Annotated in this window: 12 protein-coding genes, 3 tRNA genes and 1 other RNA gene; 4 read left to right on the forward strand and 12 right to left on the reverse strand. The window is 32.1% G+C overall.

Going from position 1 to position 23,891, the window contains the following annotated elements; translation table 11 throughout:
- The first annotated feature begins 40 nt into the window (after positions 1-40).
- Entirely contained in the window at positions 41-616 is a 576-nt protein-coding gene (gene nfuA / locus ERCILAFE3058_RS02295) for a Fe-S biogenesis protein NfuA (protein ID WP_157989842.1), read from the forward strand.
- A 452-nt stretch (positions 617-1,068) separates the two neighbouring features.
- Here nfuA and rplY read toward each other — a convergent pair whose 3' ends face one another.
- From rplY to ERCILAFE3058_RS02325, 6 genes are all read right to left on the reverse strand, one after another.
- On the reverse strand, positions 1,069-1,368 hold the full coding sequence (rplY, locus tag ERCILAFE3058_RS02300; RefSeq protein WP_157989843.1) for a 50S ribosomal protein L25: 300 nt from the start codon (positions 1,366-1,368) through the stop codon (positions 1,069-1,071).
- A 595-nt stretch (positions 1,369-1,963) separates the two neighbouring features.
- Positions 1,964-2,036, reverse strand: a tRNA-Phe gene (locus ERCILAFE3058_RS02305).
- Between the two features lie 1,378 nt (positions 2,037-3,414).
- Positions 3,415-3,500 (reverse strand) — tRNA-Leu (locus ERCILAFE3058_RS02310).
- 11 nt (positions 3,501-3,511) lie between these two features.
- Positions 3,512-3,585, reverse strand: a tRNA-Cys gene (locus ERCILAFE3058_RS02315).
- 242 nt (positions 3,586-3,827) lie between these two features.
- A complete protein-coding gene (pgsA, locus tag ERCILAFE3058_RS02320; protein ID WP_157990074.1) occupies positions 3,828-4,385 on the reverse strand; it encodes a CDP-diacylglycerol--glycerol-3-phosphate 3-phosphatidyltransferase in 558 nt (185 codons plus the stop codon).
- Positions 4,386-7,313: 2,928 nt separating this feature from the next.
- A complete protein-coding gene (locus ERCILAFE3058_RS02325; protein WP_157989844.1) occupies positions 7,314-7,577 on the reverse strand; it encodes an FAD assembly factor SdhE in 264 nt (87 codons plus the stop codon).
- Positions 7,578-8,024: 447 nt separating this feature from the next.
- Here ERCILAFE3058_RS02325 and folE point away from each other — a divergent pair, with 447 nt between their 5' ends.
- The gene (folE, locus tag ERCILAFE3058_RS02330; RefSeq protein WP_157989845.1) at positions 8,025-8,696 is read left to right on the forward strand and encodes a GTP cyclohydrolase I FolE; all 672 of its coding nucleotides are present in this window, start codon (positions 8,025-8,027) and stop codon (positions 8,694-8,696) included.
- Positions 8,697-9,536: 840 nt separating this feature from the next.
- On the opposite strand, the gene dolP is transcribed toward folE, so the two are convergent.
- The 3 genes from dolP to pssA all read right to left on the reverse strand — a co-directional run bounded on the left by dolP (position 9,537) and on the right by pssA (position 13,565).
- The gene (dolP, locus tag ERCILAFE3058_RS02335; protein ID WP_157989846.1) at positions 9,537-10,112 is read right to left on the reverse strand and encodes a division/outer membrane stress-associated lipid-binding lipoprotein; all 576 of its coding nucleotides are present in this window, start codon (positions 10,110-10,112) and stop codon (positions 9,537-9,539) included.
- A 13-nt stretch (positions 10,113-10,125) separates the two neighbouring features.
- Complete coding sequence (locus ERCILAFE3058_RS02340; protein WP_157989847.1) at positions 10,126-10,713, reverse strand: SIS domain-containing protein; 588 nt, start codon at positions 10,711-10,713, stop codon at positions 10,126-10,128.
- 1,496 nt (positions 10,714-12,209) lie between these two features.
- Entirely contained in the window at positions 12,210-13,565 is a 1,356-nt protein-coding gene (gene pssA / locus ERCILAFE3058_RS02345; protein WP_157990075.1) for a CDP-diacylglycerol--serine O-phosphatidyltransferase, read from the reverse strand.
- A gap of 911 nt (positions 13,566-14,476) precedes the next feature.
- Between pssA and gshA the strand changes: the two genes are divergently transcribed.
- Complete coding sequence (gene gshA, locus ERCILAFE3058_RS02350) at positions 14,477-16,033, forward strand: glutamate--cysteine ligase (protein WP_157989848.1); 1,557 nt, start codon at positions 14,477-14,479, stop codon at positions 16,031-16,033.
- 927 nt (positions 16,034-16,960) lie between these two features.
- Here gshA and ffs read toward each other — a convergent pair.
- Both ffs and ERCILAFE3058_RS02360 read right to left on the reverse strand, forming a co-directional pair.
- An RNA gene (gene ffs / locus ERCILAFE3058_RS02355) (signal recognition particle sRNA small type) lies at positions 16,961-17,058 on the reverse strand.
- Between the two features lie 2,047 nt (positions 17,059-19,105).
- Positions 19,106-19,420 (reverse strand): LapA family protein, encoded by a 315-nt coding sequence (locus ERCILAFE3058_RS02360; protein WP_157989849.1) that lies wholly within the window; start codon positions 19,418-19,420, stop codon positions 19,106-19,108.
- An 898-nt stretch (positions 19,421-20,318) separates the two neighbouring features.
- On the opposite strand from ERCILAFE3058_RS02360, the gene cls reads away from it, so the two are divergent.
- Positions 20,319-21,779 (forward strand): cardiolipin synthase, encoded by a 1,461-nt coding sequence (gene cls, locus ERCILAFE3058_RS02365; RefSeq protein WP_157989850.1) that lies wholly within the window; start codon positions 20,319-20,321, stop codon positions 21,777-21,779.
- Between the two features lie 1,066 nt (positions 21,780-22,845).
- Here cls and ERCILAFE3058_RS02370 read toward each other — a convergent pair.
- The gene (locus ERCILAFE3058_RS02370) at positions 22,846-23,361 is read right to left on the reverse strand and encodes a single-stranded DNA-binding protein (RefSeq protein WP_157989851.1); all 516 of its coding nucleotides are present in this window, start codon (positions 23,359-23,361) and stop codon (positions 22,846-22,848) included.
- Between the last annotated feature and the right edge of the window lie 530 nt (positions 23,362-23,891).

A 23,891-nucleotide genomic window follows, 5' to 3' on the forward strand; every position in this document is an offset into this window, starting at 1 on the left:
ATGATAAATAGTGACGACAATCTATGATGGAGATTTAATAATGATCGCAATTACCAAGACAGCTCAAGAACACTTTGTACAACTGCTTTCTCAACAGGAAGCCGGTACTCAGATTCGTGTATTTGTTCTCAATCCTGGTACAGACAATGCAGAATGTGGTATAACTTACTGCGCTCCTTATGAAGTAACAGTCACTGATACAGAAGTAAAATTTAGTAAGTTATCAGTATTTATTGATGCCATCAGTGCCCCTTATCTCCACAATTCTGAAATTGACTATATTGTTAATCAACTTGACGCTCAGCTAATACTCAAGGCGCCTCATGCAAGAACACACACAATTAATGATAACGCTCCACTTATTGAACGGGTGAACGCCCTGCTGGAAGTGGAGATTAATCCCAAATTATCTCAACATGGCGGTAAAGTGTTTGTAAGCAAGATCACAACTACAGGGTATGCCATCCTACAGTTTAGCGGGGGGTGTAATGGTTGTTCAATGGTAAATATTACTATCAAAAATAACATAGAAAAAGAATTATTACACAAGTTTCCAGAGTTAAAAGGAGTGAAGGATATAACAGAACACCACCATGGTAAACATTCATTCTATTAATTACCTCTCTATAATCTTTTTAATAAAAAATATAGAAGTTGATAGTACAACAATTATGAACGCCATATAATAGCAATACTTAAAATATTAATTTATAATTAGGAGGGCATAATAATACAACATCCATTACATTCCAAATGACTTTTTTAGTTATATCACTATATATTTTAAATTCTATATCGCACAGCACTTAAAATTTAAGTGATGGCATATACATTAAAAATCATGGTATAATAGATTATTGGATAGAAGTATCAATATATAAACCTTTCCCGATCATCCATGTATAGTTTATGGTATAAAAGAAGCAATGTATATGGAAAACCAGGTCGCTGTTTTATATGAAACATATCTTTATGTATATTTACGTATATCAAACAATAATCAATACTTTCTCTAATCACATAATTTGTATAATTGTATTCTATTATTGTAAATGTAGAGATTCTGCATCAGCACATCGTTGATGTAATGCGCATAAAATCTATATGATGAAGCTTTGGTTTAAATGGATGTCTCTGCACTGCTTTTACTTTCACATTAATTTCTGTACCTGCGATAATAATACTTATAATTGTTGTATAAAAAACCCCTTTATGCTGTAAATTCATAATAGCATTCTGATCTAGTATAATACTAGTGGGCAATTCTTTTCCACCATATATAATTGCAGGTAATTTGTCCACTCTGCGTAAGCGACGACTTGCACCTGTACCTTTCTTTTGGCGATTTTCAGCATAAATTCTAAACATATTAGATCTCTGTTATGTTGAGGTCTCTTAAACATTAAATTACGAAAATATTATAGCTTATATTAATATCATTAATATGAAATAACATGCTACTGTATTGATACTATCTTAAATATTCTAAATCAGTCATAATGATTAAATCATATCTTAAAATAAAAACATTTTACCTTTATAACTCATACAATGTCTTATGATTTATATTCAAAGAAAGCCTTGTGTATATACTATAGATTCATCTAATCTGTTAAAAAACATAGTATAAAATATTAATCTATTTTTACTTGAATCTATACCTGTTACATTCACATAAATCTTGATGACACTAAATTTCTTTAAAGTAATCTATATACGACAGGCTAAACAATCAACATATGCATAATAACATATTGCAAAATGTCCATCATATACACACAATATAAATGTAAAATGTTGGTATACCACAAAGAATATACATATTTTCCTTTATTTTTGTATGCTTTTTTTCGAGAAAAATTATATGAGTTATATGCAGAAAATATAACTGTATCTTACTAGAAATTCTACGAATATATCTTGCAAAACAAATGTCTTAAATGTTCTAAAAGTATTATAATGATGCCCGAACTTGGAATCGAACCAAGGACACGGGGATTTTCAGTCCACTGCTCTACCAACTGAGCTATTCGGGCTAAATAGTAATTAATTTAACCGTAAAAACTTCTATATGTCAACGTTTTTGTAATTAGGCAACACTCTAAAACCTAATATGCACATTGAATGGTACATTATCAATAAAGTTATATTGTCTTCTAATGTCTAATGCACAATTCATAACCATTAGAAATCATATTATATTTGCCAGTGATAAACCTTATTAACAAATATCATTGCTGCACTCCAATGTTAAACCTTGATGGCTCTATGCATGATGATACAAAACATCATATGATAAAAAATACACATGCATAGTAAAATTATTTATATACTACAATCGTTTAGTCATCGCACACCTTGGTTTTCGATAAAGAAATCATATGGTGCATGTAGCACATACTGCACAATGCATATTAAATACAAGCAGATCACCGGCAACTCTGTATGTAGAATATGGTATATGACTGATGTTCTCAATATCATATGAATTGTTTGACCTAGTCAATAGTGCGTTAAAAATTAGCTAAAGATTGTACAGTACTATCTGTTGAATAATATATAGTACATAACCTTTATGAAATTCTGAAATGTACCTTATTCGTATTTCAGAAAGTTCAGTAAATTTATTATATATCAACGATAAAACTCTATTTTAGACAGTATATCTTATCAATATACGGGTATATTATACTTTTCACACATCATATATACTGTACTATGTATTTAGTGTTATCTGGAGAGATAAAGTTATACATCGTTTCTATTCAATTGATCTTTTAGATAATCTATTATGTTTATGGACTAAATGTTCAGTACTAGAGTATGACTCTATAAAATATCATTTTTGGTATTTTATAAAAAATAAAACAATAGATGATACCTGAACCATCCTCACATACTTGTTGTGATTTTTTATCAAACAGAAGTATCGTAATAAAACCATTATATCATCCTACACATATATCGTACAAATCTATATCACATCTTGCAATAAAATTAATATTGTAATATTTATTAATCTTCTTTGAGTAGAGTGAAATCATCATAAAATGTTCTAAATATACCCCTTACTACTTTGTAATTAAAGTATTAAAAAATCACGTTAAAATAAATTCCCTTCTTCTCAGAGAGAATGCATCATATTGAATGACCTTTCAAAAGTCACACCAAACAATGCTATCCACAAAAATATAAAACACAGTGATTATTTTCTGCCTATACCTTCTATCAGAATATTCCTCAAACATACAATAGACTTCGTCTCATGCATTGTCTCTACACCTCACACCTCAAAAATATAAGATGATAGGGGTTTGTGTTCTAGAACAGAATAAATACTACTATGTTCTTAAATATAGTAATATTATTATAGTATTCTTACACGTTTTCTTATTATAGATCTTCTTTTAGAAGTGGTGCCCGGAGCGGGATTTGAACCCGCACAGCTATAAGCCGAGGGATTTTAAGTCCCTTGTGTCTACCGATTTCACCACCCGGGCTGATTATATACTGGAGGCGCGTCTCGGAGTCGAACCGAGGTGGACGGATTTGCAGTCCGTAGCATGGCCACTCTGCCAACGCGCCTGCATATCTGTATAATACTTCGTAGTAATATGACCTTCTTATATTGATAATATATCGTGTTTTACTCTAATAACAAAGTATCAGAACCTTCTCTCTTAAAAAGACACAGATACACCGATATCTATCATCAAATAGGAGTCCCTATTAGAATTAAAAGTAGAGTTAATCCACGATATTGTACTTGTCTTACGCTAAGAGTCAATACAATTTTCATCATGAAAATACGTGTTATAATTTTTAAGTTACTTTGATTCACGCTTCAACCAGTCACTTCGTGACGTATGTAAATACTGTAACATAGACCAACAGGTAAGTACTACTGAAATGTATAATGCTGTTATGCCTGCTCCCTCGACTATATGATCAGGGCGCCAGAGTAAAGCAAACAATGCTAACATCTGCATAGCAGTTTTAATTTTACCTATCCATGACACTGCTACGTTATTACGTTTACCTATTTCTGCCATCCACTCACGAAGAGAAGAAATAATAATTTCGCGGGCAATCATAGTTGAAACTGGTAAGGTAATCCACCAAGAGTGAAAATACTCATCAATTAATACTAGTGCTATAACAACCATGACTTTATCAGCTACTGGATCTAAAAAAGCTCCAAATCGTGTTGTTTGTTTCCAGCGGCGCGCCAGAAAACCATCAAACCAATCAGTAACTGCTGCGCAAATAAAAATTAGCGCACATACTAAAGGTGCCCACTGAAACGGTAAATAAAAAACTAATACAAAAAATGGAATTAAGATTACACGAAATAAAGTTATCAAGGTTGGGATATTGAGTGACATCATTATGCTAATTGGCTCGATTAAGTCAATTATTTTCGAGAGTAACACCTTGGAACGAGCGACAATATTATACAAGACGCACACTACCTCAGTAGTCTGAGATACAAGATATTTTTTCTCAAGAGAAAAAACTTTTTTAATTACAAATGAATGTGCACATCAAAATGCATATTTTGATATTTTTTACTAAAATATAGAAATGATTGCTGATGACAATCAGCCTTATATCTCTTTGTACAAAATATAATCATATATTGCGTCATAATATATAGCATCTTAATCTGAGTAAACGCTCTTTTTATTGATAACAAAATGCATACAAGCACTGCTAGTGTATATTTTTATCACTCCTTAATCATGTACTCCAAATCTTTAGATGCATTGATAAATTTGAAAAATTTTTTCATATAGCTGATATATCATATTATATATACATTATGTATCTCTTGTGATGCGGCTCAAACACAAATACTGCCAATATTCAAATCTTGCATCTCCGACCAAAATTGTACCACCAAGATAATGGGATAAGTTAATCACTCTTAGCAAGAGTAAAATTTTTATATTTTTTCTAATACTGTTGACTATAGCATAAATATCCAATCACTTATTAAAGTTAGAATCAATACCGCAATATAGGTATATAAACAGTTTCTATCTTATATTCAAATCTTATATAGATATCTTAAATATTACATCTTATCAATATCAATAACATTCAATATCATGATTCTGCTTAATATAAAACATATGTGCAATCTTATGTTAGTGTTATCTGATAATAAAAATAGCCTTGGATACTTCATAATAAATATGTCTATTTTCTAGATTGAAATCTTTAAAGAAAACCAAGACTAATAGCCATAGATCACGTATAGAGTGATATTCTCTAATATTATTATAAATCACGGGGTCATTCTCACTGAAAATACAAAATGTTTCTCTTTAATTATTCAAAAAATAAAGACATTGACCTTACACATTATTGCATATATATCACATTACTTTGATGAATTTTTAATAAATATATTATACTCGATTATAGATATATTATACTCTATTATTAGATTAATTATTTTAATGATGAAGAATATTTAATTGATTTATCACAGTTCTTGCAAGTTAGTAAATTGAAGTTCCTTCAATACCGTACTCTACGATATATAACAATTTTCATAAATTATAAAAATAAATGTAACTGTAGGATAAAAAAAAACTATAACACCTATATAATGATATTTTTATAAAAGCTTCTCAAGGAGATTCAATCTCATGCCTTTGCCACACCTTATTTTACTTATTTTATGAGTTATTTAATACTTTAACCGTATTTTGTAATAATTGTTATCGCTATGTTCAATCATAATTTACTTATAAAAACCCCAGAAACGATCAAAAATTTTTCTAATATATTCTCCAATACTATTACTAGTAAAGTTGATGCTTGTTACTTTTTAGAAACCATGGAAAAAAAAGAAATACTGATGTCCACTTATCTTGTATTTCCAGTACTTGCAGTCTTTAATGCTTTCTATAATGCATCCTGTCATCATTATATTAACAATATACCACCTACCATTATTTTTTATTTCTTTTATAAACTTACTTGATAATGAAGTAATTATGATTGAACAGAAAAGCAATAATATTACAACTCTCATAGCAATAACATCGATATTCCATTGAATTTTACACATAGCATGTCTTCTGAAAAAGTATTTCCCCGCGCAATAATGATGGTGGTGAACATCACAAAATTTAATGACCATAGCATACTGGTGACTATATTATTTACTTTAGTACGTACAACATTTCATGCATAATATGATCTTATCATTAACATAATTTCAATGAAGCTTCTGTATACATCTTATCTACTTGTAGATCACACATGTGATTACTATGCACTGTGCTCGACACAAATCAGTTTTTCTCTCTAATCTTTTAACAGCAGACCTCCATTTGTTTCTTATTAAGAGCATACAGTATACATTTATCTCCACAGGTTAAAGCACAATACGTGCTAACATAATTTTTACAAAGAGTCCATTAAGCTTTAAACATCGAAGATGACAAACCATATTAAAATTAAACTGTGTAGCTAAGAACTACTACCTTTAGGCACGACCTTATCGTGAAAAATGAATCATACACACGCATCTTCATAGCACTGAAAGAACGCTATCCATAACCACACTCTTTCTTTAAAATATATTAATACTTTTATATGATATGATATTAACTACTAGTCATCTCACCTCCTTAGCATAGATGAAGCTCAACATCAACCCTTGTTCTTTTGTGGCCATCAGTCACTCCGCAACCCATTCATGTCGGAAAAAATAACATATACCCTCAACATGCAGAGCGTAATTTATTTTAGTAAGTTGCTCTTATATGGGTTGTTCTATAAGCAGTCACTATTTTTATTAGGTCATCATGCAAGATGATCTCTTAATCTGCTACGATGGCTCGGCCACATAAATAATGAGATTATACTTATGGTAATATATACATCAAAAACGAATATCACTTTATATGATGATATAATAAGGTAGTAACCAGTAAGTAGCAGTGAAAATATAGAAATCATGGTATTCTATATTCCACCCCCTTGGTAGAAATATTGTAAAGTCTGTAGACTATAAATATTCTGTAGTTATAAAACATAGCATGACTCTCATTATCTACTATATACTTGATTATAGATTATAATGTGTCATAGCCATAAATCACTATGAGAATTAGAATGCTATATTCTGTCGCTACAATGTTAATTAGCTTATCTTCTGATAAGAGTATCCCTTGATCTCTTTAAACCGTTTTAAGAATGCAATTCTATCAATTAAATCTCGTTATTATCATAACGTACTAGTGATAGAATGTAAGATATAAAATGCAAGATAGAATGGTAACGCTATAACTGATTTATTTTTGCGACATTCGCTTCTTGTTGCTATTTTGAATCCTATCCACAATTTTTTTTATATTAGCATCCTCTGGTGTTTTGGAACTGATCAGCCAATGACACAACTCAGGATCATCTCTCTCTAATAAGTAGACAAAGAGATTTTTTTCATGCATACTTAAAGAATCAAATTCATGCTGAAAAAACGGGATAAGTAATAGATCCAATTCACGCATACCACGATAGCAGGCCAAGTGAATACGTGATTTATCTGTAATATCCATCTGATTGGTTCTCCATACATTCGTAATATCGTCGGTACATAATGTTCTCAGAATACCATTAACTTTTTACTATTTATTATACGATGCTCTCCAAAATATTTAATAGCATATTGCTCCTACAGAATCTATATGCACTAGATTATATAGTACTGCTATGGAAAATATCTTTTGTTATTCTTAAGGTGCGTAAAAACATTTGAGTATTGTATAGATGATAATATTACATATATATACTAGATTATATCTTTTTGTGTACCACAATAGCGCATCCATAGAATCATTAAAATGGTTTGTATTTTTCTTAACTCAAAGATTATGTATCAGCATACCTTATTATACATATGCATGAAGAAAGGTGAGTTATCAATATATGGGGCACCCTAATGCAAAAAACACATAACATCAATAATGAAAATATAACACTCTCATCTTTCGGAACATGCAGATATGGAAAGAGATAATTGGAGCCCAGAAGCCACGCGTGTATATCAAGGATTAGTATCCTGTGGTCTGGAAACTCCATTACAGCCCCAGAAATACGAAATCAATGATGTCAACCGCAAAAAGATCATCGCTAAACACATCACTGCAATCATGAATGTATTGAATCTTAATCTAGAAGACCCGAGTCTTGCAGCAACACCACTTCGTATTGCAAAAATGTATGTTGATGAAATATTTACCGGTCTAGATTATTCTAATTTTCCAAAAATTACTTTAATCGAACATAAAATCTACGTAGATGAAGTGGTCACAGTACGTAATATTAATCTTACCAGCATTTGTGAACATCATTTTATTATGATTGATGGTCAAGCTACAGTGGCATACATACCACAAGACCATGTCATCGGATTGTCAAAAATTAACCGTATTGTACAATTCTTTGCTTCTCGTCCGCAAGTACAAGAGCGACTTATCCAGCAAATCCTAGTAGCATTACAGATCATACTGGATACAAAGAATGTAGCGGTATTTATTGAGGCAATCCATTATTGTGTAAGGGCGCGCGGTATTCGTGATACTACTAGTACGACCACTACAACTGCTTTTGGTGGTCTGTTTAAGACTAATAACGATAGTAGACAAGAATTCCTCAAATCAGTATTTCATAATTAATCTCACTAAGATCACTCTACTTTTAACATATGAACTCATTTCTATAAAGTAGAGACTGAATAATAATTTTTCTTTGATGCACGACTTCGATACTATATAATCGATTATTTTAACAAAAATCTGTAATCTATGACAGAAAAAGTATGTAAAAATATATAAAACTTTAATTTTATCTTCATAAAGTTATGTGTATATAAAATATGATATATAAGCTGCATAACATTAATTAAAAATCTTTTCAATCTATCCATTTTACAAAATATCTTATAATATTACGTCAATGTGTATATGCTCTTATACGGAATAAATCATTGAAAAATAAAAGCATGAATACATTATTTACATCCGCGCTTAATATAATATGTAAATCGATATCACAATAATAGATTATGTATTTTCATGCATGAAAATATTACCTAATAGATAAAAAATATTTTTTACACATATTGTACATCTCTTTATTAGAGTCTATACCAAATAAAATTTATCTAGAGGATACCCGAAGCATTATTAAAAACGCTCATGTATTATATGTTATCCGCACTAATGGCTAACTAGCGAATATACGTGTATCATGCACCCATCCAAGTGGCTATATAGAAGCATATTGTGGTTATGATTGACACATAAACCTGTAATACGACTATTCTTCTCTCTAGAACAGCGGTGTGTACATTAATCAATCTCATATACAATTCTGATCTTACATGCAGTATAATATTGCTGCTAATATGCAGAAAATAATGCGAACATTTGCATGATAAATTGCATTACATAATGCATCAATAAGCATCATTGTAATGCACATACACGTATATTGATATACATCATATTGGATAATCATTCTTGCAGGATAGTAAATGCTGTTGTAACGTGCTGCACACCACTAACCCTACTGGCGATCTCTGCTGAAATTGCAGCTTCTCTATCAGAGACAATGCCAAGCAGAAAAACTTCACTGTTTTCAGTATGAATTTTAATGTGTGAGGATTTTACCTGATCGTTATATAATAGTTGTGAACGTATCTTAGCAGTAATCCAAAGATCAGAAGATGCAGGACTTATATCAATCTGATTTGTGATACGGATTTCGTTATACACCTCACGCACACCATTAATACTTGTAGCAATATTTTGTGCATACTCTGATAAGAGCATATCTGGTGCTTGCCCCGTAAGCAATACTTTACCCTGATAGACAGTAATGACTATATGTGTATTTTTTTGAATCTGTGGGTCTGCGTGTAATGCATTCGTCACATGCATCTCTATAGTTGCATCATCCACTTGAGTACCCAAAGTACGTGGATCTGTAATAGCTTTAGTGGCCACCGCAGCACTAACAAGAATCCCCGCTATACAACTAGGTAATATTAATGTAATTAACATGAATATACACATCGATATTGTCTTCATGTGGTTTCCTGTGCTATCCGTGCTTTGGAAATAAGTCGTCCTCTATGAGTTCACATAGACAATGGACGATAAACATATGCATTTCCTCAATCCTTGCATGATTATCTGAAGGAATACGAATTTCAATATCTTGCTGACCTAAAAGACTGGCAATAACACCTCCCGCATGACCCGTAAGAGCAACAATGATCATACCTCTTTTCATTGCAGTTTCTACAGCTTTCACTATATTTCCGCAATTACCATACGTAGAAATAGCGAGTAAAACATCACCTTTCTTACCTAATGCTCGTATCTGTTTCGCCTCAATATCATTGAATCCCTGATCATTATTCATTGTAGGTAAGAATAGGCTCTTCACACTAACAGAAATAGATGGCAAACTAGGTCTCTCATTCTTAAAACCATGCATCATGTGATCTGTAAAATATTGCGCATGAACACTAGAAAAACCCGAACCACTACTCAGAATTTTATTACCATTGAGTAAAGAGTGACAAATAATTAATGCTGCTTTTTGAAGTATAGTTGGTAATAACTCTTCTGCTGAAATCTGTGTTTGCATCTTTTGAGCAAACAATACTTTAATTTTTTCCAGCACATTATTCACCTAGATATTTGATACCAACAACTCAGTTAATATAACTACATTTTATCACTATTGCACATATATACTCATTATCACTGCTATTTTATATCTTATTTTTAAATACCACGGCATGCATATGATAAATACTATTCAAAATCTGTTCAAGTGGCTGTCTGTAATATACTAATGGTGATTCTGTGTATGAACACATCTACAAAGTTCTGATGAATAAGCATCACTACACGCTCATTGATCATCTCAAACGCCTCACACACTGCACTCACAATAACTCACTCCTTTAAAAATATTATTCAGGGGATGATTAATAAGCAACAAAGAGAATATGTGCAGCTTGTAAGATTCTTATAGTCAGTCTTCTTATGCCCGCGCTATATTTTCGCCATCTCACTCATGCGGGATAATGTAATTATTAACACTATCCAACCTCAATATATATTCTATTTTCATAACTGTAGTGATAATATTAATAGAATATTTCTATTATATCATTTTCTTGATGTCATATATATGATATTCGCAATATTGCTGTATCAATAATCTTATTAGATAGATGTGTTTGTGATCCTGGATAGTATCGTTAAAACTAGCAGTATATGTGTATGCTCTTTGATGCATTGTATCGTATATTCCATGTGTGCACTGAAATATAATTCATTTTACCAAGAATGCATACGCATACTAGCAGTCTGATCAATCAATAACTTATTCAGTTATTTCTGTTAACTGAAAATAATTTATGAAAATAACGTGCGCAAAGCTCTTAAAAACTTCCGAAAAACAAAAATAATACATGCATCTGTACCTATGCGGCTCTCTGTATAACACATCAGTGTTATCCTCTTACACAACCCCAATCTACCTTAAAAAAAATCTACAATTATACACTACACAATTATATTTCAAAAAAAATACATACTGTATATTACTTTATGGATACCATTGCATACAAACCATTATATATTAGATAGTAACACCAGGATATAAATGAAACATTAGAATCTATTTATTATAAGAACACCCCTTCGATCATTCTTAATCAATCGCTCTACTGAAATAAAAAATTTATACTAACTAATATTTTTAAACAGCACGATTAACAAATAAAAAACTACGTGAATCACGCATATCTTTTTCAATGTATTCGTCAGATAATATTTTTCTGAAAAGAAAAATAAATAATTTTCATGGCATATTAATCGACCCTTTGATGCTCTTCTGCTTGCGCAGATGACGAGTAATGTCTTCCACCATCATCTTTATAACCATTATTAGTCAACAACCCATAAAAAACCATATCTGCATATACAACTTAAGTAGATTCCATGTAAGAGACTATATACATCAATCTATTAAAATAGATGGTATCTGTCATATTTAATTTGAAGAGGTCATTAATCTTTCTATGACATGTTATTAGGATGCTACCAGCAACATCATAGAGCAACAAAAGATCAATTGCTTTATCACAATATCTCTAAACACTCTCTCTAAAGAATTCTGCGAAGAAGTCGATCTATACGCATACGACGCAAAAGACAAATTAACTTTCGTGCCGGGTCGGGGTAATCTGAGACACTCTCTAAATCTTGAAAACACTGTATACAAGTGGTGTGTTGGCGAATAGTCTTTAATTCATTGGTGCGTTGTTCTAAAAGTTGTCTCATAGGATCATGAACAATGACCGCATTTTCTAAATCTAAACACCACGCACGTGGATTTAAATTATTACCTGTAAGCATCATCCATTCATCATCTACCCAAATCCCTTTAAGGTGATAGCTGTTTTTTCTATCCGCCCACAAACGTACAATTAATTGTCCATTATTAATATAATGCTGAAAGCGACTAAGAAAACAACGGAGGTGCATCTCATATAAATACGGCAATGTACCAATCATTGTAAATGGTTGATCTTCTGGAATATAGAAATCATTAGCAGTTTTATCGCCTACAATAATCTCCACTATCTTTCCTTGACGTAAAAGACAGACAATATTACGAACTAAAATCTTTGGAAGATTAAAATAAGGAGTACAAATCATCAGCATACATTGAGAAGATAGCATAAGATGATGAATAGTTTTGTTCAAAATGCTGTGTTTGCCTAAACCAAGAAGAGGGGTCACAGAAAGATTGTCATTAGTACCGCTACTGCTAACCTTGTAATAACACCGGCGTAATTCCTTTCGAAATTTTCGAGTGATATATTTGATGTCAGAATATTGAGGGCGTTTTAACCGATCTAAACGATGAACCGCTGGAGCTTGCAAAAGACCTGTTTTAATCCAATGCAACATTGTATCCGCTAACACCTTGTTTCTAATCAACTGATATCGATCATATCGATATGTATCTTTATGATGTAAATACACATTGTTAAAACTAGCACCAGTATATAGCACAGTATTATCAATAATAGACCCTTTCAGGTGTAACACACCCAGAGCCTCTCTAGTATTAACAGGAATTCCATAGACAGGGATAGCACCATGAAGATTCTGATTAGACATTTCATAATACCAATCAGCATTAGTGATTCCGGCTTTTGCCCCAAAACGACAACGTTGTGCTCGATGCCAATCTACTAATATACAAATCTCTAAATGAGGTGTCTTTTTTTTTGCTGCATATAGCGCAGAAAAAATCGCCTGACCTCCTTCATCATTATCCAAATAAAGTGCTACAATATAAATTCGATGTGTGGCAGAAGAAATTTTCTCCAGCAAGGTATGACAAAACTCAGCTGGTGAAAATAATGTATTAAAACCAATCACTGATTGCGCAATTTTCGGTAACTGTGCAAGATATTTGTGATGCGAATTATTTTTACATGTTGACAATATCACAGGATGCGTCTTTTCTCTTTTATATTATTAATAAACCATCAGCAAAATCATAAGATACATAATGTATATTGTTATGAAGATCGCATACACTAGTAAGATTTATTTTTAATCTAACTAAGTTCATCCAAAATATAATATACATATTGAATATCATTCTATATCATGTGCTATAAGATAGATTTACCCATTAAACTATATTTTATGTTAAAAATGATAATATTTAAATAATTTTAATACATAAAAATATTCTTTTAAGGTTCGTGTATCAGACATGATATAGAGTTAACCTAACATACTGATTTACATTATAAACCAATATGGTCTTATCGTGATAAACTAGATATTTTAAACATAATCTTTTATCCCATATACATATGTATGATAGATTTTATTTTCTGTAGACATTCGCTACTTTCTTTTTATCTTATGCAGCACTTCTTATCTTTTTATAGAAAAAATATGCACTGAAGTATAAGGTAAAGAAATAGTTTAATCATTTATCTGGGCGCACTTCATGTAGAGATTATAATCATAAACAATATAAATTAAGACCAATCAACATGTCATGTCCGATACACTATATAGTTGGTCAGATCATTAAATAGCCTGCTGGGGTCATGAATTTTCGTGTATTATCACGAAATACATATCAGTATCCTGCCTTTGTATAAATAGTTATTAGGTACCCTTCCGTATAGGCTATATGATTTGATCACATTATTATCACAACCATAATACCTTGTATGACCACACGCAATGCTCTAAACAATTGAATACAACCTATTATCGAACCACTATCATTAGTAGTTATTTGTCATACCGTACATTACGTTATCATATGCATGATATTTTAGGTATGATACATATCATGTTTTATTAAAATAAAATTCTCTTAGCGGGAGGTCAATGTGATCCCAAATGCATCAGACGCTCTTTTCTGGTTAGAGGCTCATCCTAACTGCCTTAAAGGTATAGGTCGCGGCATTGAACGCGAAACCCTGCGTATTAGACCTGATGGATTTCTTGCAACCACACAGCACCCAAAATCGTTTGGTTCACCCTTAACTCATCAGTGGATTACCACCGATTTTGCTGAAGCATTATTAGAATTCATTACGCCAGTTTATAATGATATCGATCATCTATTAACTTTTTTACGCGATATACATCGTTATGTTTCTAATGAATTAGGTGATGAGCTTATGTGGCCAATGAGTATGCCATGCAAAATACACCCAAATCAAAAAATACAACTTGCGCAATATGGATCGTCATATATTGGTCAAATGAAAACACATTACCGTCAAGGATTAAAAAATCGCTATGGTGCATTAATACAAATGATTTCAGGTATACATTACAATTTTTCTCTACCGCTATCATTCTGGAAAGAATGGGCCGGGGTATATAATTTACAGGATGGCAAAGAAGCCATTTCTGAAGGATATTTACAGATAATACGTAACTATTATCGCCTTGGCTGGGTCATCCCATATCTTTTTGGCGCCTCTCCAGCAATTTGTCCCTCATTTATGAACGGTCGCGAAAGTACATTACCATTTGAACGCAGTCAAAATGATATGTTATCATTACCATACGCAACCTCATTACGACTGAGCGATCTAGGATATATAAATCGGTCTGAAAGTAGCTTAGACATTACTTTTAACAATTTATCAGAGTATATATCTAGTCTCAAAACCGCGATTCAAACTCCTTCAGAAGAATTTGTGGCGATGGGAATAAAAGACAAAAATGGTAACTGGCTACAGCTAAATACCAATATACTGCAGATTGAAGATGAGCTCTACATACCGATACGACCAAAGCGCATGACATTATCTGGTGAATCTCAATCTGATGCGTTACAACGTAGGGGTATTGAGTATATAGAAGTACGCTCACTAGATATTAATCCATTTTCACCTATCGGGGTTGAATCAGAACAAATACGTTTTCTTGACATGTTTTTGATTTGGTGTGCACTTGCTGATTCACCATCCATAGATAGCATGGGATTAGCTTTTACGCGTCAAAATTGGAATGCAGTGATTACTGAAGGCCGTAAATTTGGACAAACCATTAATATGGATTATGGCAAAACGAAATACTCAATATCAGAAATAGGTCATCGTCTATTGCACGACTTAAATCGTATCGCCAAAACACTAGATAGTCTGAGTCAAATACCTCATTACCAGCATGTCTGTCAACATCTCAAGGCATCCTTTAAGAATCCAGATTTAACATATTCAGCTCGTTTTTTACACAAGCTCAAATCACAAGGTCTGAAAAGCACTGGTCTATCTTTAGCTACAAAATATCGCACTCAGTTATCACAAGAAGCACTGGAAATATTAAACAACCATCACTTTATAAATGAAGCAAGACGCTCTAGGATATTCCAAAAAAAAATTGAAATAAAAGATAAACGACTATATAGGCTCCATGAAATGAAGAAGTAATTAAGTATTGCAATTAACTATCTTTTTGTCGTTCATTCCATAAAACAAAATATCACGAATCATTTCATTACACACAAGTAAAAAAAAGCATACGGTGTATACAATACGATACTCTCATCGTTGATGAGAAAATAAAGAAGGTAGTTACTACTCTGCACAAAACTATCAAACAATTGTATAAACGCTGTCAAAAGACAACATTTTTAAAAAGTATATTGATACTGATAGAGTATAAATATATTGCAGAGAATATAAATTTTACTTATCTGTGATGTGTATTGAACACATCAACATAATAATGTAAACACAGGGAGCAATCGATGCAGATAATATAAATATATTTATCCCCCTACAAAGCGGATAAAACGTAAAAAGTAACTTACATAAACAGTTTTGTCCTAACTATTGAGATAAAATCTCTATAAAAACAAAACCTATCCATACCAAATTTTCTTTACAGTAATGGATATGGCCATGTACAATACACACTAGCACATGACAAATAGTTTGATATTTTAAAATCTTGGTAATTTAAGTAAATGTATATAAGAACATATTATTTTAAATATATAAAGATTTCTGAGTTTTATTAGAACGTAAATCACACAGATGGATGCATTTTGCTTACAATATACTAACAATATACGTCACTCAGAATAAGAGTTATTTTAAAGTTACACCTCAACATATTTAGTATACGAAGAATACTGTCAAATATATTCATTAAATAATGAGATAAAATCATCATAAATACACCTCAAGTTGAGGCTTCATGTATAATAAAATCATTAGCCCTGCGACTATTAAAAAGTAATATACGAAATGTATGTATTCACTTAAGATATAAAGCGATTATCTTTCTGTATGAAATAATAATTAAAATAGTAATATATATTGATCTATGCCAATATAGTAAGATGGAGGGGGCTGTGCTGACCATATCCTAGCACATGAATCATCTATTACGGCTGCTTCCTTCCGGACCTGACCGGGTTTATAGATTACCATTGCAGAATGGGTCATACATCCCCCATAAAACGTAATTAAATACTATCTAAAATATTATCTATCATTTTTTATTAAAAGCAAGCACTAAATTAAAATAATTTCTCTATCTGCAATACTAGAAAGTACAATTAAGTAATTTAATTCTCGCGCTATAATCTGACTGTCTTAAGAAAAGGTAATCTTCATGGATGGCATGCAGAAATTCCGTACTATCGAAGCGCTATAACACCTCTAGTGCCATAAAGTAAATTACGCAATATCTAGTGTGTCACACACTAGATATTATTATAGATTATAAAAAGACAGAACCGTTAATAAATAACTGTAATCTGCACATCTATATAAACATTACACATATTAAAAACAGTAAAATACTCCATCATATTTATCGTTTATCATACCGGTACACTGTATGTAGATTATCATCTATGCACGATCTATGCACGCCTTATGTAAAAGGCATATAGCTAGAGGTGCATTCTCATATGACAAGTTCTATGTTTCCATCTCACCACTCCACTATCAAGATTCTCAGTATGTGTATTTAAAATATACATTAATAATATTGATACAATACTCTTCAATATTCTATCGCATCTATAGAATAGGTTATTTTTCCAAAAGACACAAAAGCATCATTATATGATGTATATATAACATGTTAATGAGTATTAAATTTCGTCAATAAAGACACAACCTAGGTCTCTTTTCAAACACTACGTATAATTTTTAGAATTATACACCAAGTATGCAATATCAAGCAGTTGAATACCTGGAAAATATCACCTAAAATAAAGATATATCTATCATTTAAACTTTTTAAAAACACACGATAGTGTATAAAAGCACATATAGCATAACAGCCAAAAATATCAAAGATGCGTCCATGATCCAATTCATCACTAACTGAACAAACACCACACCTATCATGCAGAAACATACAATCATCTGATGCTTTGCTATTTTATCTTATTAGGTTACAGTTATCAATTTTAAAATAAATAGTTGACTTAATATTTAAGAATAGAATATGTATGTTTTGATCTGATCAAATTATAGATTGTACGCTAGTTAAAAACTGTCCACATCTTTTCTGATCAATACTGGTACACCTATCAGATATTTGAAAACCCATTCGCAATAAAGAAGACATATTGGAATTTTTACAAGAAATGTAATAGTCATGACCGTAAAACTTCAATAAATGTAACTAAGATAGCCATATAATATTTTAAAGTTTATTGCCATCCTGAATAAATATTATTATAAATGATCTAAGATAGTTATCCTATTTTGAGGATACATCTCACTAAAAATACTTTAGTATACTTCAGATCCAATCCATCCACTCCCGTATCTTTTTGATAATCACATAGAATTTTTTCTGTATTAAATAACAATATTAGAGTTGTCTATATGTAGACCATAAATACTTATGAATATTTAAGCATCCTAATAATATATACCGATCGCCTAATGCTATAAATTCTTGTCTATAACAAGATCATAACTACCTCTTACTATGAATGCTTTTTATCGTACATATTTGTCACATCTACCTACATCGGAATATTGTATAAAACACCCATTCTTCTACTATATCAATAGCACACAACCCCTCTGAAATTTTCTAGAAAATAAATAAAAACTATCTTAATGCACTGATGTAAAAATTTTTTCTTTCCTGATTGTTATATGTATCTTCTACAAAAATGACACTCACCGGTGACTACGCGCATATGATCTCTGCTCATTCATTAAGCAATAAGTTCATATGATGAGAGAAATAGTTATAAACATTCTATTAACCATAAATTTTATAATTCATCTTTTCACGCGCACTATGTAATATCTCAAGAGCAAAAAAACCTTCTAGTCTCATACTATTTTTGATGACATCTGCCATGATAGAGGGATTGACCTTGAGAATCTTACAATATACATAATCATCCATAATATCACAAAACAATTTGGACATACTATAATCCCTAAATGATACCGATACTACAGCTGATCTACACACTAAAATGAAAAGATATAGAGAGAGGGAGAAAATTTCTAACATCAACTATGATTTCTCAATGATAGATTTTTTGAAGTGAGTATAGCGTTTTCTTTCACCTCTAGCTGGCTCTGTAATCGTATTACTTTACGCTTCATGTGAGCTAAAGAAACACGAACACGCAACCAACACATGCCACAAATAATCCAACTAAGAAAGAATCCTATAGAAAATACTATAGCTAATAAAGTCGCAATATGGAATTCATCTTGACCAATTAGATAATTAAAAGTGATAACTTGATCATTATGAGCGCCTAAAATAATAGAAAAAACAAGCATCACAATTATCACTAAAAAAATAAGAAAATATTTCAAAACCTGTCCTTTTTCTGACAATGTAATTAGCGCACCCTATCAATAACTACCATAGCACTGAGCGTCTATACTCTTTGAGGTGGTAAGTAGGAATGAATATTTTACTAGAACTATCTTAATAGATACAGCCCTAATGATCACATCATAACCCTCTATCATAAATTATAATAGACATGTTATTGTCTGACTTTAAAACATTGCATCTTGCAATCAGGTCCAAGATAATGAGTCGTACTTTAATAGTCTTTCATAGACTAACATGCTCAATATGATTCACCGGCAAAATAATTTATTCTTATCAAGCTAACACACAATGGTGACAGAAAAAAATTAATCAGGCTAAATATTTTTAGTAAGTGCTATAATGACAGACACCCTTATATAATATTTTATATCATTGTTACATCCATTAATTGTATATAATTTCTACTACAGCATAGGTTATCACTCACTTAATACAATAATGGCACATGTCTAGAATACCAATCTTCCACTGTGCATAAAACACTATATAACGCTTAGAATATCATACATGATTCGATCGAAACGACTGATGATTCAACCTTAATATCAATACACATAAGCTATTACCAGATTAAGCATCACTATAATGAATCAACTGATACAACTAATATTCAACATATACACCCATGACAGTTACCGTATTACATGGCTAATATACACGGTTATTTAGTCACTATAAACAGTGCCTCATATACAACAAAACGCGACGGAATCCTGATAACAACTATATTATATAGATTGAAATGAAAGAAGTAGCCTAAATAACAACACCCTGAGTATATGTTATAATGATTCTACTGTGGGCCACCTTTATTAAAAATTCTAGTTTATTTCATATAGTCAACATAGGCCCGTAAACAGGACTATTGATTTGATGACCACTTCTTACACTATTTTTAGCTGGCTACTAGTAATGTCTTACTGGATCTTAATTGCCGGCATAACTTTTCGTATCTTACTCAAGCGCCGTTCAGTGCCTTTTGCTATGACTTGGCTACTAATTATTTATATTTTACCACTATTAGGGATTATTGCCTATCTCTCCCTAGGAGAATTACACTTAGGTAAATGCCGATCTGAGCGTGCGCGTAATATGTGGCCTTCGATGGTTATTTTATTTAAGAATTTACACTCCATCCAACACCTTTGTTCTAAAAAAAATAGTGATCTCGCTCAACCACTATTTCAACTATGTGAAAACCGCCAAGGCATCGCAGGAATTACAGGTAATCAACTAAAACTCCTGACTAATAGTCATGATACACTACGCGCGGTGGTCTATGATGTACAACACGCTTGTCATAATATTGAAATGGTTTTTTATATCTGGCAGCCAGGTGGGCAAGCTGACGAGGTTGCAAAGGCGCTCATAGCAGCTGCACAGCGCGGTGTGAATTGTCGTCTATTACTGGATTCTGCCGGTAGTGTAGAATTTTTCCGTACAGAATGGCCTAATCTCATGCGAAATGCGGGGATTGATGTAGTTGAAGCACTACCGGTAAGTCTTCTTAGGATTTTCTTGAGAAGAATGGATTTACGCCAACACCGTAAAGTAGTTCTGATTGATAACTACATTGCCTATACCGGTAGTATGAATCTAGTAGATCCTCGATTTTTTAAGAAACATACAGGGGTTGGTCAGTGGGTAGACTTAATGGCGCGTATGGAAGGTCCGATTGCCGCTACAATGGGGATTATTTATTCTGGTGATTGGGAGATGGAAACTGGAAAACGCATTTCACCCCCGCCACCTAATGATAACCTTACATTCTTACGGAAAAACCACGATCATACTATTCTAGTCATTGCATCTGGTCCAGGTTTACCAGAAAATATGATCCATCAAGCAATCTTAATCGCAGTGTTCTCAGCACGAAAAAAAATAATCATTACTACTCCTTATTTAATTCCTAGCGATGATCTATTACACGCTATCTGTATCGCCTCTTATCGTGGTGTAGATGTCAATATTATCATCCCGCGTCATAATGACTCTTTTCTAGTCCGATGGGCTAGTAGGGCATTTTTTAGTGAACTACTTGAAGCTGGAGTTAAAATATATCAGTTTGAGGGTGGTCTGTTACATAGTAAAAGTATTTTAATTGACGGCCAGTTAAGCTTAGTTGGCACAGTTAATCTGGATATGCGCAGTTTATGGTTAAACTTTGAGATTACCATAGTGATTGATAATCATGAATTTGGCAATGAACTAGCATGTATTCAAAATCAGTATATCGCTCAATCATGTTTAATAGATGCTCATAGCTGGTTGCAACGCGCATATTGGAAGCGCATTGTAGAGCGATTATTTTATTTTTTTAGTCCACTTCTATGAAGTTATATTATTTCTTCTATATAGACATTAGTAGAGTTTATCGATACATTCTTGTTCTTCACAATATAAAGTATGTATAATCATTATGCCTATAATTCTATCTGACTTCTGCCGTTAGATCAACTATCGTATATGACCAAGATTATCATCTCATATCTGCATGCATCGATCACTATGATAAATCAACACTTATATCAGCAGAATGGTATCACTTATACTAAGACACGCAGATATAAGTTCGTACATACCAAGTCGTTCCTTTCTCTCATATATGTATTATATTGTATTCTTCTACCGCTTATTCTGCTAAGACACAGAATCATTCTGTTATAATACACTATTACCTTCATTAAATAAAAAGAATATATTCCAATCTTAATACAAAATGATAATAGAAATCTAGTTCAGTTATAATTAATCCACCTACAGCATCGTAATTGACAGATCTTGTGTCCTTACATGATGGTATGCATAAACCAATTAAATAATACGATACTCAAAAACACTCATTGTAAAAAATACATAGAGCAATATACTTGCTCGATCCAAATATTGTGTGATATGTACATCTTATCCTTTCTAAAATAGCAACACACAATATTTAGTATGACACGACACATATAACACGGTGTGTGGTCCGCTAAGATGCTCATGTTTCTGAATTCTTGCGTGACTGATAGATCATCAGGAAAGACTACACGATATTCTATCATAATATGTTTTACTATAGTAATGAGATATGCTAAATACAAGATATACAGCTTTTAATTATAATAAAAGTGTTTTCTTATTAGTAAGGGGATATAAATACCTTTTGGTCTCAATGCTTAAAACGGTAAGTGTGAATATATCTGTTGTGCTTCTACTATACATCGTAACATATGCACTATAATTATATTGAGTGTCATATGATGATGTATCGTGTTATATTTTCGTCAAAATACTGTATTATATAGTATCTATCAATTAATATTTTTAGATATACACGTGATGACTATCATATAGGTTATAATAGCCCCTCATATCATACTTACTGCATAATCAAATATATCCGCTCTGAGCCTCTCTAGAAAGGGATGTCATCTTCAAAATCAACTAATGCTTCATTATTAGTGCTTATATTATCTTTCTGAGACTTTTGTGATACTAGACGAGCTGAAGTCGTATCATTACTAAATGGATTCACACCTTTTGTCTGATTCCATCCACTATTATCGCTTATATTATTTTGGGCACGTCCACCCAGCATATGCATGGTTCCTCCAACATTCACCACTACTTCCGTAGTATATTTGTCAATACCAGATTGATCAGTCCACTTACGTGTCTGTAGGGATCCTTCAATATAGACTTGAGAGCCTTTACGAAGATACTCGCATGCTACTTCAGCTAATTTACCGAAGAGCACTACTCTGTGCCATTCGGTTTTTTCTTTTGTCTCTCCAGTTTGCTTATCTCGCCAGCTTTCAGAAGTAGCTAAAGTGATATTTGTAACAGCGCTACCATTAGGTATATATCGTATTTCCGGATCCTGCCCGAGATTACCCACTAAAATGACTTTATTTACCCCTCGACTAGCCATGCTTTTTCTCCCATCCATTAATAATTGTATCACTTAAGTTGAAGATCATGCACGGATTTCATCCATGCATGATCTCATCAATACTCTACCAGAACATCACATTTAGTAAAATAGCTAATATTTTTATATATTATATGTCGTTGCTACGATAATTCATGTTTTGGAGGTCCCAAAAAGATTATAACCTATCATATCTATACTTAAAACCTACTGCGATAGAATATCGTATAGTCTTTCCTGATGATCTATCAGTCACGCAAGAATTCAGAAACATGAGCATCTTAGCGGACCACACACCGTGTTATACGTATCGTTCCATACTAAAGGTGATATTTTCTATCCTTTTGAAAAATAGAATACATATATCCAAAACTACTTCAATCAAAGAAATGTTCACTAGAAGAGGTGTAAGGGTTCTACTGCTTAGACCTTTGCATCAGTTGCCTAAATGCAATTCGTGATAATTAAAATATTTTTATAAGATATACTAGTCATATAATATTTGGCGTTCTTATTTATTGTTATCCAAG

Source organism: Candidatus Erwinia haradaeae (assembly GCF_900698955.1).
Taxonomy (GTDB): domain Bacteria; phylum Pseudomonadota; class Gammaproteobacteria; order Enterobacterales; family Enterobacteriaceae; genus Erwinia_E; species Erwinia_E haradaeae_G.

What these genes read in the sequence shown, in the direction of transcription:
- nfuA (WP_157989842.1), top strand. Translation starts at nt 41, where the DNA reads ATGATCGCAATTACCAAGACAGCTCAAGAACACTTTGTACAACTGCTT.
- rplY (WP_157989843.1), bottom strand. Translation starts at nt 1,368, where the DNA reads ATGTTTAGAATTTATGCTGAAAATCGCCAAAAGAAAGGTACAGGTGCA.
- pgsA (WP_157990074.1), bottom strand. Translation starts at nt 4,385, where the DNA reads ATGTCACTCAATATCCCAACCTTGATAACTTTATTTCGTGTAATCTTA.
- ERCILAFE3058_RS02325 (WP_157989844.1), bottom strand. Translation starts at nt 7,577, where the DNA reads ATGGATATTACAGATAAATCACGTATTCACTTGGCCTGCTATCGTGGT.
- folE (WP_157989845.1), top strand. Translation starts at nt 8,025, where the DNA reads ATGGAAAGAGATAATTGGAGCCCAGAAGCCACGCGTGTATATCAAGGA.
- dolP (WP_157989846.1), bottom strand. Translation starts at nt 10,112, where the DNA reads ATGAAGACAATATCGATGTGTATATTCATGTTAATTACATTAATATTA.
- cls (WP_157989850.1), top strand. Translation starts at nt 20,319, where the DNA reads ATGACCACTTCTTACACTATTTTTAGCTGGCTACTAGTAATGTCTTAC.
- ERCILAFE3058_RS02370 (WP_157989851.1), bottom strand. Translation starts at nt 23,361, where the DNA reads ATGGCTAGTCGAGGGGTAAATAAAGTCATTTTAGTGGGTAATCTCGGG.